General features: G+C 74.2%; 13 protein-coding genes and 1 riboswitch. Of the genes, 1 reads left to right on the forward strand and 12 read right to left on the reverse strand.

Annotated features, from left to right (window positions below; translation table 11 throughout):
* Positions 1-104: 104 nt before the first annotated feature.
* The 3 genes from GMA12_RS10770 to rimP form a co-directional block, all read right to left on the reverse strand.
* Positions 105-515: a YlxR family protein gene (locus GMA12_RS10770; protein WP_370831224.1), complete on the reverse strand. Its 411-nt coding sequence runs from the start codon at positions 513-515 to the stop codon at positions 105-107.
* A 193-nt stretch (positions 516-708) separates the two neighbouring features.
* Positions 709-1689: a transcription termination factor NusA gene (gene nusA, locus GMA12_RS10775; protein ID WP_156269518.1), complete on the reverse strand. Its 981-nt coding sequence runs from the start codon at positions 1687-1689 to the stop codon at positions 709-711.
* 192 nt (positions 1690-1881) lie between these two features.
* Positions 1882-2400 carry a ribosome maturation factor RimP gene (gene rimP / locus GMA12_RS10780; RefSeq protein ID WP_162459738.1) on the reverse strand — a complete coding sequence of 173 codons (519 nt, stop codon included), beginning with the start codon at positions 2398-2400 and terminating at the stop codon, positions 1882-1884.
* Between the two features lie 101 nt (positions 2401-2501).
* On the opposite strand from rimP, the gene GMA12_RS10785 reads away from it, so the two are divergent.
* Positions 2502-3443, forward strand: a complete 942-nt coding sequence (locus GMA12_RS10785) for a hypothetical protein (protein WP_156269520.1) — start codon at positions 2502-2504, stop codon at positions 3441-3443.
* Between the two features lie 140 nt (positions 3444-3583).
* On the opposite strand, the gene GMA12_RS10790 is transcribed toward GMA12_RS10785, so the two are convergent.
* From GMA12_RS10790 to dxr, 9 genes are all read right to left on the reverse strand, one after another.
* Entirely contained in the window at positions 3584-4396 is an 813-nt protein-coding gene (locus GMA12_RS10790) for a TSUP family transporter (protein ID WP_370831229.1), read from the reverse strand.
* A gap of 4 nt (positions 4397-4400) precedes the next feature.
* A complete protein-coding gene (locus tag GMA12_RS10795) occupies positions 4401-6200 on the reverse strand; it encodes a proline--tRNA ligase (protein WP_162459739.1) in 1800 nt (599 codons plus the stop codon).
* A gap of 143 nt (positions 6201-6343) precedes the next feature.
* Complete coding sequence (locus GMA12_RS10800) at positions 6344-7198, reverse strand: GNAT family N-acetyltransferase (RefSeq protein ID WP_370831233.1); 855 nt, start codon at positions 7196-7198, stop codon at positions 6344-6346.
* A gap of 18 nt (positions 7199-7216) precedes the next feature.
* The gene (gene ispG, locus GMA12_RS10805) at positions 7217-8383 is read right to left on the reverse strand and encodes a flavodoxin-dependent (E)-4-hydroxy-3-methylbut-2-enyl-diphosphate synthase (protein WP_156269521.1); all 1167 of its coding nucleotides are present in this window, start codon (positions 8381-8383) and stop codon (positions 7217-7219) included.
* Between the two features lie 144 nt (positions 8384-8527).
* Positions 8528-9862 (reverse strand): M50 family metallopeptidase, encoded by a 1335-nt coding sequence (locus GMA12_RS10810; RefSeq protein ID WP_156269609.1) that lies wholly within the window; start codon positions 9860-9862, stop codon positions 8528-8530.
* 188 nt (positions 9863-10050) lie between these two features.
* On the reverse strand, positions 10051-10650 hold the full coding sequence (locus tag GMA12_RS10815) for a methionine ABC transporter permease (protein ID WP_156269610.1): 600 nt from the start codon (positions 10648-10650) through the stop codon (positions 10051-10053).
* 56 nt (positions 10651-10706) lie between these two features.
* Positions 10707-11786 carry a methionine ABC transporter ATP-binding protein gene (locus GMA12_RS10820; protein ID WP_162459740.1) on the reverse strand — a complete coding sequence of 360 codons (1080 nt, stop codon included), beginning with the start codon at positions 11784-11786 and terminating at the stop codon, positions 10707-10709.
* Positions 11783-12673, reverse strand: a complete 891-nt coding sequence (locus tag GMA12_RS10825; protein WP_156269522.1) for a MetQ/NlpA family ABC transporter substrate-binding protein — start codon at positions 12671-12673, stop codon at positions 11783-11785. The genes GMA12_RS10820 and GMA12_RS10825 overlap by 4 nt, the downstream gene beginning before the upstream one ends.
* Before the next feature lie 100 nt (positions 12674-12773).
* Positions 12774-12890: riboswitch (SAM riboswitch) on the reverse strand.
* Positions 12891-12935: 45 nt separating this feature from the next.
* Positions 12936-14222, reverse strand: coding sequence for a 1-deoxy-D-xylulose-5-phosphate reductoisomerase (gene dxr, locus GMA12_RS10830; RefSeq protein WP_156269523.1), 1287 nt, complete (start codon positions 14220-14222; stop codon positions 12936-12938).
* Positions 14223-14267: the final 45 nt, after the last annotated feature.

Here is a 14267-nt window from a genome sequence, read left to right on the forward strand (position 1 = left end):
CCACTTATTTTCCGTTGAGGCTCCCGGGGTGTCGGCCGTCGACGACGGCGCGCCGGCCCAGGAGGCCGTAGGCAGAGCACAACGAAGCACTCATCGCTGGGCACTCATCGGTTTTCCATCGGTTCTCTGACTCGCTTTCCAGTTCTGACCCGCGTGCGGACGTGGTCACCGGTCCGGTCGGACCGCGCGGGCTGCCGTCCGGGGACGGCTGTGGTCGGCACTCGTGCGCCCGGTCGCCGGGCCGTCCGTGAGGACAGCAGGGCGTCCAGCTCGGGGGCGATCCCCTCGGTGTCCACGGGGGCCCGGAACGCGCGCCGGAAGGCGCGCCGGCGCAGGGCCGTGTCCAGGCACTCGCGTGAGGGGTGGAGCCAGGCTCCACGACCGCCGAGGCGCCCGGTCCGGTCGAGCACGGCCTTTCGGCCGCCGTCGTCCGGCTCGGTCACCACGCGTACGAGCTGGTCAGGGTGGTCGGTGGCCCGGCATCCGATGCACGTGCGACGGGAGTCCGCACTCACTCAGGGCTCCTCGTCTCGCGGCGGGACGTCGGGACGGCTCGCGCGGGCCGGGGATCCGGCGCCGGACAGGGACCACCAACGATCTGACCGTGGACCAGTCTATCCCGGGGACGGCCCTGAGCCGAAACCGGGCGGGGGAGGACCCGGGACGGGACCCCGCACGGCGGCGCGCGGCCCGTCCCCGGGGGCGGGCTCAGGCCCGCGCTGCCGCCTTCGACTCGGGGACGATGTCGATCTTCCAGCCGGTGAGCTTCGCGGCGAGGCGGGCGTTCTGCCCCTCCTTGCCGATGGCCAGGGACAGCTGGGAGTCGGGGACGACGGCGCGGGAGGAGCGGGCGCGCTCGTCCAGCACGGTGACCCGGGACACCTTGGCCGGGGACAGGGCGTTGGCGATGCAGCGGGCCGGGTCGTCGGACCAGTCCACGATGTCGATCTTCTCGTCGTGCAGCTCGCTCATCACCGCGCGCACCCGGGAGCCCATCTCGCCGATGCAGGCGCCCTTGGCGTTGATCCCGCCCTGGGTGGCGCGCACGGCGATCTTGGTGCGGTGCCCGGCCTCGCGGGCCACGGCCATGATCTCCACGGAGCCGTCGGCGATCTCCGGCACCTCCATCTCGAAGAGCCGGCGCACGAGGTCGGGGTGGGAGCGGGACAGCGTGATGGACGGGCCCTTCATACCGCGCTTGACCTCCACCACGAAGGTCCGGATCCGGGACCCGTGCAGGTACTTCTCGCCCGGGGACTGCTCGTGCGGGGGCAGCACGCCCTCCACGGTGCCGAGGTCCACCTGCACCATGTGCGGGTTGTGGCCCTGCTGGATCTGCCCGGAGACGATCTCGCCCTCGCGGCCCTTGAAGTGACCCAGCACGGCGTCGTCCTCGACGTCGCGCAGGCGCTGCAGGATCACCTGGCGGGCCGTGGAGGCCGCGATCCGCCCGAAGCCGGCCGGGGTGTCGTCGAACTCCCCGATCGCCTCGCCGTCCTCGTCGAGCTCGGGGGCCCAGATGGTCACGTGCCCGGTCCGGCGCTCGATCTCGGCGCGGGCGCCCGGCAGCGCCCCGGGGCTCTTCTGGTAGGCCAGCAGGAGGGCCTGCTCGATCGTGGGGATGAGCAGGTCCACGGGGATGTCGCGCTCACGCTCCAGCAGTCGGAGGGTGCTCATATCGATGTCCATGTCCGGCCTTCCTCACGTGTCGACCCCGGGGACGAAACAGCGCGCCGTCGGTGAGGACGGAGCGCTGCCACGGGTCGTGTTCGCACACTCGTTCGTTGTACTCGGTTGTCGTCGCACTGCGGACCGCGGCGCCGGTGGGCGCCGCGGCGTCAACGGCACATCTTACACTCGCCCGGGGGTGCTCCGGGGCGCTCAGTCCGTGAACTCGACCTCCACCTTGGCCCGGCGCACGCGGTCGAACGGCCACCGCTCCGGGTCGAGCAGCCGGGCGGGCATGCCCTTCTTCGCCTGGTGGCTGCGCTGCAGGACCACGCCGTCCGGCGCCACCTCCAGCAGCCGGGCGGTGAACTTCTCCCCCTCCAGGGGGGTGACGCGCACCAGCCGCCCGAGCGAGCGCCGCCAGTGCCGGGGCTCGGTGAGCTCCCGGGTGGCCCCCGGGGAGGAGACCTCCAGCTCGTAGGCGGACCCGGGCACGGGGTCGTCGCGGTCCAGCGCGTCCGAGACCGCGCGGGCCACCTCGGCGATCCGGTCGATGTCCACGCTGTCGGTGCGGTCCTCGGGGAGGTCGACGAGCACCTGCAGCACCAGCCCGGTCCCGCTCGGCTTCAGGGCGACGTCCTCCAGGACCAGGCCCGCCTCCTCCACGACCGGTCCGATCAGCTCGGCCAGCCGCCGGCGGTCGTCGGGTCCGGTGCTGCTCTGCTCGCTCACGGGGATCTCCTGGTGCTGTCGGGTCGGGCGGGGTCGCTCCTGCAGATCCTATGATGAACCGGGACCCCGCCCTTCCCCCTCCCCCCGCCCAGGAGCCCCCGGTGACCGATCCCCGCACGCCCGCCCGCCGGGCGCTCCCGCCGCTGCTCGCGGTGCTGGTGGTGCTCCTCGCCGCGGTCGGCGGCTGGTGGCTCGGCGCGGCGCGGCCGGTGCCCCCGGACGAGGTGGCGCGGGCGGACGCGTGGTCGCGCACGGAGGCGCTGCTGGCGCACCCGTCCCTGGAGGCCCTCGAGGAGGGGGCTGCCGTGCGCGCCGACCTGGACCGCCAGCTCGCCGCCCTCGGCCCGGCGCCCGGGGGCCGGGCCGCGCACCTCGCCCCCGCGGACGCCGCCGGACCCGGCGCTCCGGCGGACACCGAGGACCTCGCCGGCGCCCTGGCGCGTTCGGCCGGCGCCCTGGCCCGGGACGCCCTGGACGCCGAGGACCCCGCCCTGGCCCGCGTCCTCGGCGCCGTCGCGGCCTCGCGGGCGACCACGGCCGGGCAGCTGGGCGGGGACGCCGGGGCCCCGGAGCTGTGCACGCCCGGCGCGGACCCCGGCTCCGGGGCGACGACGCCCGCCGCGGCGGCACTGTGGTCCGCGCTGGACCGGGCCGGCTACACCCTCGAGGCGCTGGCCGCCCGCGCCGCGCCGGCCGGCGCGCCGGCGGACGGTCCGCTGCGGCAGGCCCGCGCGGACGTGGCGGACCTGCTGGGGGCACCCGTGGCGCGCGGCGTGCTCGCGGCCGAGCCCGGGCTGCGGGCCGGCGCCTACGTCCTGCCCGGGGACATCGCGGAGGACCCCCTGCGGGGTGCCGCAGCGGCGGCCGGCGACGTGCAGGAGGCCGCCGCGCACGCCCTCGCCCAGGGCGAGCCGGCGACACGCTGCTGGGCGCTGCAGGCGCTCGAGCGGGCCGGCACGCTCCGCGCGGAGCTCGGCGGCGAGGTGGACGCCCTGCCCGGGGTGCTCCCCGACGACCGTTCCACCGCGTCCCGCGCACCGTGACGCGCGGCAGGCCTCGCCCCGGCATCGCCCCGGGGCGGCCCGGGTGTCCCGCCGCAGGGAGCCGGCCGGGCCACCGCCCCGCCGGGGGCAGACCCGGTGATCAGGCCCCCGGGATCAGGCCAGGGAGGCAGGCCCGGGCGTCAGGCCCCGCGGAGCACGTCGACGCCCAGCTTGAGGATCAGCAGCGAGACCACGCTCAGGAACACGACCCGGATGAACCGGTTGCCGCGGGCCACGGCGGTGCGCGCCCCGAGGTAGCCGCCCACCATGTTGGACAGGCCCAGCAGCAGCCCCAGGCCCCACAGCACCGAGCCGTGCCCGAAGAAGAACAGCAGGGCGCCCACGTTGGTGGCCAGGTTGACGATCTTCGCCTTCGCGCTCGCGGCCAGGAAGCTGTAGCCCAGCAGCGTGATCATGGCGATCACCAGGAACGACCCGGTGCCCGGGCCCATCACGCCGTCGTAGAAGCCGATGACCGTGCCGATCACCATGGCCGTCCCGTAGTGCCGCGCCCCGCTGTGGCGCAGCTCGGTGAGCTGACCGACGGTCGGCTGGGCGACGGTGAAGAGCAGCACGGCCACCAGCGCCGCGAGGATGATGGGCCGGAACACCTCCTCCGGCAGGGACGCGGCCAGGGCCGCGCCGCCGAAGCTGCCGGCCAGCGCGACCCCGGCCATGGGCAGGGCCGTGCGCAGGTCCGGGGAGGTGCGGCGGTAGAACGTCAGCGCGCTGGTGGCCGTGCCGAACACGGAGCCCATCTTGTTGGTCGCCAGCGCCTGGACCGGGCTGATCCCGGGCACCATGAGCACCACGGGCAGCTGCAGCAGCCCGCCGCCGCCGACCACGGCGTCGATGAACCCGGCGGCGAGCCCGGCGGCGACCAGCAGGACCACCACGCCGGGCTCCACCTGCTCCAGGCCGGAGGCCCCCAGCCAGCCCTCGAGCTGGTCCACGGGCTCAGCCGCGCACGGCTGCGGAGACCACCGCGGCGATGCCGTCCCGGGCCACGTCCTCGCTGGTGCCGCTCGCGCGGTCCTTGAGCTCCAGCAGGCCGTCCTTGAGCCCGCGGCCGACCACCAGCACGGTGGGCACGCCGAGCAGCTCGGCGTCGCCGAACTTCACGCCCGGGGAGACCTTGGGGCGGTCGTCGAAGAGCACCTCGATGCCCTCGGCCTCGAGCTCGGCGACGATCCGCTCGGCCTCCTCGAGCACCTCGGGCCCCTTGCCGGTGGCGACCACGTGGACGTCGGCCGGGGCGACCTGACGGGGCCAGAGCAGGCCCTTGTCGTCGTGGTAGGCCTCGGCCAGGGCGGCCACCGCGCGGGTCACGCCGATCCCGTAGGAGCCCATGGTCACGGTGACGAGCTTGCCGTTGCGGTCCAGGACCTTCAGCCCGAGGGCCTCGGCGTACTTGCGGCCCAGCTGGAAGATGTGGCCCATCTCGATGCCGCGGGCCGCCTCGAGCGGGCCGGAGCCGTCCGGCGCGGGGTCGCCGGCCCGGACCTCGGCGCACTCGAGGACGCCGTCCCAGGCGAAGTCGCGCCCGGCCGTGAGGTCGTAGACGTGCTTGCCGGCCACGTTCGCCCCGGTGATCCAGCGGGTGCCGCGGACCACCCGCGGGTCGACGAAGAAGGGGATCCCGGTGGAGGAGTCCTCGCCGAGCACGGCCTGGTCGAGACCCAGGCCCGGGCCGATGTAGCCCTTCACCAGCAGCGGGCAGGTGCGCAGGTCCTCGTCGGTGGCCTGCTCCACCAGCACCTCCCCGGAGACCTCCAGGGCGGCGCCCACGCCGGCCTCGATGCGCTTGAGGTCCACCGCACGGTCCCCGGGCAGGCCGACCGCCACGAGCCGGCGCCCGCCGTCGGGCAGGACGACGGCCAGCACCACGTTCTTGAGCGTGTCGGAGGCGGTCCAGGGACCCTCGGCGCGCGGGTGCAGCTCGTTCGAGCGCTCCACGAGCGTGTCGATGGTGGGGCTGTCCGGGGTGTCGAGCACCCGCGCCTCGGGCGCGTCGTCGAGCGCGCGCTCGGGCGGCACCACCGTGGTGACCGCCTCGACGTTGGCCGCGTAGCCCCCGGCCGAGCGGACGAAGGTGTCCTCCCCGATCGGCGTGGGGTGCAGGAACTCCTCGGAGCGGGAGCCGCCCATGGCCCCGGACTGCGCCGACACGGCGACCACGGGCAGGCCCAGGCGCTCGAAGATCCGGACGTAGGCCTCGCGGTGGCGGGCGTAGGACTCGTCGAGGCCGGCGTCGTCGACGTCGAAGGAGTAGGAGTCCTTCATCACGAACTCGCGCCCGCGCAGCAGGCCGGCGCGCGGGCGGGCCTCGTCACGGTACTTGGCCTGGATCTGGTAGAGGGTGACCGGGAGGTCCTTGTACGAGGAGTACAGGTCCTTCACGAGCAGGGTGAACATCTCCTCGTGCGTGGGCGCGAGGAGGTAGTCGGCCTCCTTGCGGTCCTTCAGGCGGAAGAGGTTCTCGCCGTACTCCGTCCACCGGTTGGTCACCTCGTAGGGCTCGCGCGGCAGCAGCGCCGGGAAGTGCACCTCCTGGGCGCCGATCGCGTCCATCTCCTCGCGCACCACCCGCTCCACCTTCGCGAGCACCCGCAGGCCCATCGGCAGCCAGGTGTAGATGCCCGGAGCGGCGCGGCGGATGTAGCCGGCGCGCACGAGCAGCCGGTGGCTGTCCACCTCGGCGTCGACCGGGTCTTCGCGGAGGGTCCGCAGGAACAGGGAGGAGAGGCGCAGCGCCACGTGGGCTCCGTTTCTCCCGGGGAGCGCGGCGAGGTGCGGCCGGGCCCGGGGCGTCGAGAGGGGGTGCGGCACCGACGGCGCCGCGGATTCCGGTCAAATCTACACCCCCGGCGCCGCACCGGACGGCTCGCCCGGTGCCGGGCTCAGAGCAGGACGGTCGCGAAGGTCCCGACCCGGCGGAAGCCGACCCGCTCGTAGGTGGCCAGGGCGCGGGTGTTGTAGTCGTTGACGTAGAGGCTGATCACCGGGGTGGTGCGGCGGGCCAGGCGCACCGCGGCGGCCATGCACGGCACCGCCAGCCCCCGGCCCCGGTGCGCCGGGTCGACCCACACCCCCTGCACCTGGGCGACCCCGCGGGCGACCGAGCCGAGGTCGGCCTTGAACACCACCCGGTCCCGCTCGTCGGTCAGCACGAGGCAGCGTCCCGAGCCGACGAGGGCGGCCACCCGGTCGCGGTAGCCGCGGTCCCCGCCGGAGTACGGGGAGTAGCCGACCTCCTCCTCGAACATCGCGGCGCTGGCCGGGAGCACGGCGGGCAGGTCGGCGCTCGTGGCGAACCGGACGCCGGGGTGCGGCGCGGGCGCCGGGTCGTGGTCGATCGCCAGCAGGGGCTGCACCGGGCGGACGTCGAAGGGCCGCGGCCACGAGCGCTCGAGCCGGGACCACAGTCCGAGCACCGGCTCGGCCGGGCCGAAGACGGAGGCGTACCGGGCCCCGCCCCGGCGCAGGTGCCCGGCCACGAGGTCGAGGCCCGGCTCGTCGAGGGCGATGGGGACCACGTTGGTGCCCGTCCAGCAGGCCCCGGTGAGCTGCCCGTCCGGGCCCGCCGTGCCGACCACCGGCGGCACCCGGGAGCCGCTGCCGCGGCGGTGGGACTCCACGTGGGCGGCCACGAAGGCGTGGGCGACGGGGTCCGCCCCGAGCAGGCGGTCCAGGTCGGCGGGGTCGACCTCCCCCGCCGGCACGAGCCGCGGCGCCGTCCTCCGCTGCGTCCTCACCCGATCGTCACCGGCCCGTCAGCTGACGCTCACCACGGGGCTGCCGGCGGCGCTCTCCCCGTCCCCGTCCGCGTCCATCTCGGCGGCGATGCGGTTGGCCTCCTCGATCAGGGTTTCCACGATCCGGTCCTCGGGAACGGTCTTCACGACCTCGCCCTTGACGAAGATCTGGCCCTTGCCGTTGCCGGAGGCCACCCCGAGATCGGCCTCGCGGGCCTCACCGGGGCCGTTGACGACGCAGCCCATGACGGCGACGCGCAGCGGGACCGTGAGACCCTCCAGGCCCGCGGTCACCTCGTCCGCGAGCGTGTAGACGTCCACCTGGGCGCGTCCGCACGAGGGGCAGGAGACGATCTCGAGCTTGCGCGGGCGCAGGCCCAGGGACTGCAGGATCTGGTTGCCCACCTTGACCTCCTCGACCGGGGGCGCGGAGAGCGAGACCCGGATGGTGTCGCCGATGCCCTGGGAGAGCAGGGCGCCGAAGGCGGTCGCGGACTTGATGGTGCCCTGGAACGCCGGGCCGGCCTCGGTCACGCCCAGGTGCAGGGGCCAGTCGCCGCGCTCGGCCAGCAGCTGGTAGGCCCGGACCATGGTGACGGGGTCGTTGTGCTTGACCGAGATCTTGAAGTCGTGGAAGTCGTGCTCCTCGAACAGGGACGCCTCCCACACCGCGGACTCCACGAGCGCCTCCGGGGTGGCCTTCCCGAACCGGTCCATGATCCGCTGGTCCAGGGAGCCCGCGTTCACCCCGATCCGGATGGACACCCCGGCGGCCTTGGCCTCGCGGGCGATCTGGGCGACCTGGTCGTCGAACTTGCGGATGTTGCCCGGGTTCACGCGCACGGCGGCGCACCCGGCCTCGATGGCCTTGTACACGTACTTCGGCTGGAAGTGGATGTCGGCGATCACCGGGATCGGGGACTTCATGGCGATGATCGGCAGGGCGTCGGCGTCGTCCTGGGACGGGCAGGCCACCCGGACGATGTCGCACCCGGAGGCGGTCAGCTCGGCGATCTGCTGCAGGGTGGCGTTGATGTCCGTGGTCGGGGTGGTCGTCATGGACTGCACGCTCACCGGCGAGTCGGAACCGACGCCCACGGACCCGACCCGGATCTGCCGGGTCTTCCGGCGCGGGGACAAGACGGGCGGGGGTGCGGCGGGCATGCCGAGGCTGACCGGGGTCAAGGGTTCCTCCGAGGAGTTCGCGGACAGGTGCGGGAACGGTGGCGGGCGGACCCGGTCGCCGGGTCCGTCGTCGCCTCCCATTGTGCCCCATGCCCCGGGACGGTTCCTGGGCGCGGTCCCCGGATTCCGCCGTGGCCGAACGGCTCAGAACAGCTGCACGGGCTTCACGATGTCCGCGTAGACCAGCAGGACCGACATCCCGATCATCAGCACGGCCACGGCGTAGGTCAGCGGGAGCAGCCGCGCCGGGTCGAACGGGCCCGGGTCGGCGCGGCCCAGCAGCCGGGCGACGCCCCGCCGCAGGCCCTCCCACAGGGCGCCGGCCACGTGCCCGCCGTCCAGGGGCAGGAGGGGCAGCAGGTTGAAGACGAACAGCGCCAGGTTCACCGATCCGATCAGCCCGACCAGGGAGGCCGCCTTGTCCCGCAGCTCGATCTCCTCGTGGGCGGCGATCTCCCCGGAGATCCGGCCGATCCCGACCACGGAGATGGGCCCGTCCGGGTCCCGCGGCGCGTCCGAGAACGCCGCCTGCCCCACCTCGTAGATCCGCTGCGGCAGGTGCAGCACGACCCCGGCGATCTGCTCCAGGCCGTCGAGCACCGCGCCGGGCACCGCGGTGAGCGGCTGCCGGACGGGAACGGCGGTGGGGCTGATCCCGATGAACCCCACCTCCTCGTAGCGGGGCGCGCCGTCGGGGCCCGTCACGGCGGCGCCGGTGTCGTCGACCACCGGCCGGGAGGTGAGGATCGGGGTGAGCGCGGTCCGCACCTCCGCCCCGTCGCGCTCGACCACCACGGGGATCCGTTCCCCGGCGCGGTCGCGGATCCGCGCGGTGAGCTCCTCCCACGTGGCCACGGGGGCGCCGGCGACGGCGGTGACGACGTCCCCGGGGCGCAGTCCGGCCGCGTTGGCCGGCGCCTCGGGGTCCTCCGCACGGCACTCGCTCTGCCCGGCGGCCTGCCGCTCGGCGGGCACCACGCACTCCGAGACCCACGCGACCGTCGTGGTCGGGGTCGCCGTGCCGAACCCGGTGAGCAGCACGGCGAGGCACACGGTGCCCAGCAGCAGGTTCATCACGGGCCCGCCGAGCATGATCACGATCCGCTTCCACACGGGCAGGCGGTAGAAGACGCGGGCCTCGTCCCCGGGGGCCAGCTGCACGGCGGAGGCGCTGCGGGCCTCGGCGGCGAGCTGCTGGAGGACCCCGGTGCCGGCGGTCCGCGCTGTGCTCCCCGCCCGGGCGGGCGGGTACATCCCGACCATGGAGATGTAGCCGCCCAGCGGCACGGCCTTGAGCCCGTACTCGGTCTCCCCGCGGCGGCGGGAGAACACGGTGCGGCCGAAGCCGACCATGTACTGGGTGACGCGCACGCCGAAGAGCTTGGCGGGGACCAGGTGGCCGAGCTCGTGCAGGGCGATGGAGACCGCGATGGCCACGGCGGCGAGCAGCACGCCCACCAGGAACAGGACCACGCCCATCCGGGGACCTCCGGGGATCGTCGGGTCGTCCCCGGCGGGCGCCGGGGACGGCAGGGCCGCGCGTGCGCGGCGAGGACCAGTGTGCACCACGATCCTGGACGGACGGTGTCACGGTCCCGCGCACGACGACGGCCGGTCGCCTCCGGGGAGGGACCGGCCGTCGCGGGCAGCGCCGGGGCGCCGGGGCGTCAGCGGCGCAGGATGCGCCGGGCCAGCCGGTTGCCCACCAGCTGGACGAGCTGGACGAGGACGACGATCACGGCGACCGCCGCCCACGTGACCTCGTCGTTGAACCGCTGGTAGCCCAGGCGCAGGGCGAAGTCGCCCAGTCCCCCGGCGCCGATGGCCCCGGCCATCGCGGACATGTCCGTGATGCCGATGACCAGGAAGGTGTAGCCGAGCACCAGGGGCCCGAGGGCCTCGGGCAGGATCACGGTGGTGATGATCCTCCCCCGCGAGACGCCCATCGAGCGGGCGGCCTCCACCACGCCGGGGTCCACGCTCATCAGGTTCTGCTCGACGATGCGGGCCACCGCGAACATCGCCCCGATGGTCATCGCGAAGATCGCCGCGTTGGGGCCCAGACGGGTCCCGACGACCTGCTGCGTCAGCGGCCCGAGCGCCGCCAGGAGGATGATGAAGGGGATCGGCCGGACGAAGTTCACGACGAGGTTGAGCCCCTCGTGCACCACGCGGTTCTCCAGGATGTTGCCCCGGCGGGTCACGTAGAGGCCCACGCCCACGAGCATCCCGAGGAACCCGGCGAGGACGAGGGTGACGGACACCATGTAGAGGGTCTCGCCGAGCGCGGAGAGCAGCTCGGGGCCCAGCACGGACCAGTCGTTCACGCGGCCACCTCTCTCAGGGTCGTGATGCGGGACAGCTCGTCGACCACGGCCTGCACGGCCGCGTCCTCACCGGTCAGCTCGAAGGTCAGGGACCCGAAGGACTGCTCCTGGAGCACGCTGATCCCGCCGTAGGCGATGGTGAAGCGGACCCCGCGGGCGGCGCCGTCGGAGAGCACCCCGCCGATGTCCACGCCGTCGCCGACGTCCACGATCACCAGGCGCCCGTGGTGGGCCCGGCGCAGCCGCTCGACCTCGCGCTCGTCCGGCACCGAGTGCAGGACGGAGGAGACGAAGCGGCGTGCGGTCTCGGTGCGCGGCCGGGCGAAGATGTCCACGGTCGAGCCGTGCTCCACCACCTTGCCGTCCTGCATCACGGCCACGCGGTCGGCGATCGCCCGGACCACGTCCATCTCGTGGGTGATGATCACGATCGTGATGCCCAGCTCCCGGTTGACCCGCTGCAGCACCTGCAGCACCTCCTGAGTGGTCTCCGGGTCCAGGGCGCTCGTCGACTCGTCGGCGAGCAACAGCTTCGGGCTGGTCGCCAGCGCGCGGGCGATGCCCACGCGCTGCTTCTGCCCGCCGGAGAGCTGCTCCGGGTAGTTGCCGGCGCGCGCGGACAGGCCCACGAACTCCAGCAGCTCGGCGACCCGCGCCTGCCGCTTCTCCTTGGGCCAGCCGGCCCGCTTGAGCGGGTACTCGACGTTGCCGGCCACGGTCCGGGACGTGAACAGGTTGAACTGCTGGAAGATCATCCCGATCTCCCGCCGGACGGGCGCCAGCTCGGTCTCCTTGCGGCCGGCGACCTCGAAGCCCTCCACGGTCAGGGACCCGGAGGAGACGGGCTCGAGCCCGTTGATCAGCCGCACCAGGGTGGACTTGCCCGCCCCGGAGTAGCCGATCACGCCGAAGATCTCGCCGCGGTGGACGTCGAGGCTGACGTCGTCGACGGCCAGCACCTCGCGCGCGGCCCGCCCGGAGCCGGTGCGGAAGGACTTCGAGACGTTGCGGAAGGAGACGAGCACCTCGTCCGGGCGCCCGCGTGCGGGCGGCCCGGAGGGGACCGCCGCGCTCACTGGTCCTGGTCCTTCAGCTCCTGCTGGTAGCGCGCGGTCAGCTCCTGCAGCTCCTCCGGCTCCAGCTGCAGCGGCACGGCCGTGTCCTTGGTCTCCTCCATCTCGGCGTCGATCACGGCCTGCTCGTGGTAGAGGTCCGCGACCTTCCGGAGGGTCTCGTCGTCGGCGAGCTCCTCGGTGGTGGTGAAGAGGTTGACGTAGGCGCGGGAGCCCTCCGCCTCGGGGTCGTCCTGGGCCAGGGCGGACTTCGGGTCGATGTCGGCGCGGGCGAGGAAGTCGTTGTTGATCACCGAGCCGGCCACGGAGTCCAGGGAGAGCACCGTCTGCTCGGCCGACACGGGGGTGACCCGCACCGTGGAGGCATCGGTGTCGACGTCGAGCTCGGTGGGGATGAGGGTGTCGCTCTTCAGCTCCACGAGACCGGCCGACTCGAGCACGAGCAGGGCCCGGGAGAGGTTCACGGCGTCGTTGGGCACGGCGATCTCGTCGCCCTTCTGGAACTGGTCCACGGAGTCGTACCCGTTGGAGTACAGGCCCAGCGGGTAGATCGACGTCGAGCCGATCGGGGTGATGGAGCCCCCGGCGGAGTTGTTGTAGTCGGCGAGGAAGGGGACGTGCTGGAACCAGGTCATGTCCACGTCGCCGGACTCGGTGGCCGGGTTGGGCTGGTTGTAGTCGGAGAAGTCGACGTACTCGACGGTGATGCCCTGCTCCTCGGCCAGCTGCTTGAGGACGTCGTGGGTCGGGTGGGAGCCGACGACGCCGATGCTGACCTTGCCGTCGGCCAGGGCGCCCTCGCCGGCGGCCTGGTCGGAGCCGCCGCAGGCGGTGAGGGTGAGGCCGAGGGTGGTGGCCAGGGCGAGGAGGGTGAGGCGCTGCGATCGCATGTCGTGCCTTTCCGTGGATCCAGGATGTCGGGAGTTCCCACCGGGACCACCGGGCCCGACGGCCACGGTCGAGGGCGCGCCGGAGGGCGCGTCCGCGGTCGAACCGTACTTGCCGCCGGCCCACGATGGCCGGTGCCGGATGGTTCACCTGGGGCACCCCACTACGGGAGAGGGTTGCCGCCCAGCAAGCCAGGGCTGCACGCTGGGACTCGTCATCCGCCCGACAGACTAGCACGTGCGCCGGGAGCCGGGCAGGGTCCGGTCAGCGGGCGAGGACCTCCTGGGCCCGCCGCCGGGCCCAGCGCTCGGCCTCCAGGACGGCGTCCAGGTCCAGGCCGCCGCCGTCCTGGTGCTCGCCCAGGACCGTCTCCACCGTGTCCACGATCGCCGGGAACCGGATCCGCCCGTCGTGGAAGGCGTGCACCGCCTCCTCGTTGGCGGCGTTGAACACGGCCGGGTGGGTGCCCCCGCGCTCCCCCGCGGCCTTGATCAGCTCGACGGCGGGGAACGCGTCCCGGTCCAGCGGCTCGAAGGTCCACTCGGTCGCGCGGGTCCAGTCGCACGCGGCGGCGGCACCGGGCACCCGGTGCGGCCAGGCGAGGCCGAGGGCGATGGGCAGGCGCATGTCCGGCGGCGAGGCCTGGGCCAGCGTCGACCCGTCCACGAACTGGACCATGGAGTGCACCACCGACTGGGGGTGGACGACCACGTCGATGCGCTCGAGGGGCACGTCGAAGAGCAGGTGCGCCTCGAGCACCTCCAGGGCCTTGTTCACCATGGAGGCCGAGTTCGTGGTGACCATCACGCCCATGTCCCAGGTGGGGTGGCGCAGGGCCTCGCGCGGGGTGACCGCCTCCAGCTGCGCCCGCGTGCGTCCGCGGAACGGCCCGCCCGAGGCCGTCAGGACGAGCCGGTCCACCTCGGCGGCGCTCCCGCCGCGCAGCGCCTGCGCCAGGGCGGAGTGCTCGGAGTCCACGGGGATCAGCGCGTCCGAGCGGCCCGAGGCCGCGGCCGCCTCCTTCACCAGGACTCCTCCGGCGATCAGCGACTCCTTGTTCGCCAGCGCCAGCCGGTGCCCGGCCCGCAGGGCCGCCAGGGTGGGGGCGAGACCGATCGAGCCGGTGATCCCGTTGAGCACGAGGTCGGCCTCGGGGTGCGCCGCGGCCGCCGTGGCGGCCTCGGGGCCGTGCAGGATCTCGGGCCGGTAGTCCCCGGCGCCGGCGGCCGCGGCGCGCGCACCGATCAGCCGGGCCAGCTCCCGGGCGTCCCCCCCGCCGCCGCTCGTCGCCACCACGGCGGCGCGGGTCTCCACGGCCTGCTCCGCCAGCAGCGGCAGCCGGCCCCGGCCGGCCGCGAGGGCCACCACGCGGAACGGCGCCCCGCCGTCGAGCCCGTTCGCCGCCCGCACGACGTCGAGCGCCTGGGTGCCGATCGAGCCCGTCGAGCCCAGCACGACGACCCGGCGGGGGCCGGCGGCGGCCAGCGCGCGCAGCTCGGGGGTCGGCTCGGGGGTCGGACGGGGTCGGGGGGCGGTGGAGGGGGAGATCATGGCCCCAGTATCCCCCAGCCGGACCGGCGCCCGGGCGCGGCGGGT

Source organism: Kocuria sediminis (assembly GCF_009735315.1).
Taxonomy (GTDB): domain Bacteria; phylum Actinomycetota; class Actinomycetes; order Actinomycetales; family Micrococcaceae; genus Kocuria; species Kocuria turfanensis.

Coding starts and splice junctions, on each gene's coding strand:
- nusA (WP_156269518.1), bottom strand. CDS start 1,689: ATGGACATCGATATGAGCACCCTCCGACTGCTGGAGCGTGAGCGCGAC.
- GMA12_RS10810 (WP_156269609.1), bottom strand. CDS start 9,862: ATGGGCGTGGTCCTGTTCCTGGTGGGCGTGCTGCTCGCCGCCGTGGCC.
- GMA12_RS10815 (WP_156269610.1), bottom strand. CDS start 10,650: ATGGTGTCCGTCACCCTCGTCCTCGCCGGGTTCCTCGGGATGCTCGTG.
- GMA12_RS10825 (WP_156269522.1), bottom strand. CDS start 12,673: ATGCGATCGCAGCGCCTCACCCTCCTCGCCCTGGCCACCACCCTCGGC.
- dxr (WP_156269523.1), bottom strand. CDS start 14,222: ATGATCTCCCCCTCCACCGCCCCCCGACCCCGTCCGACCCCCGAGCCG.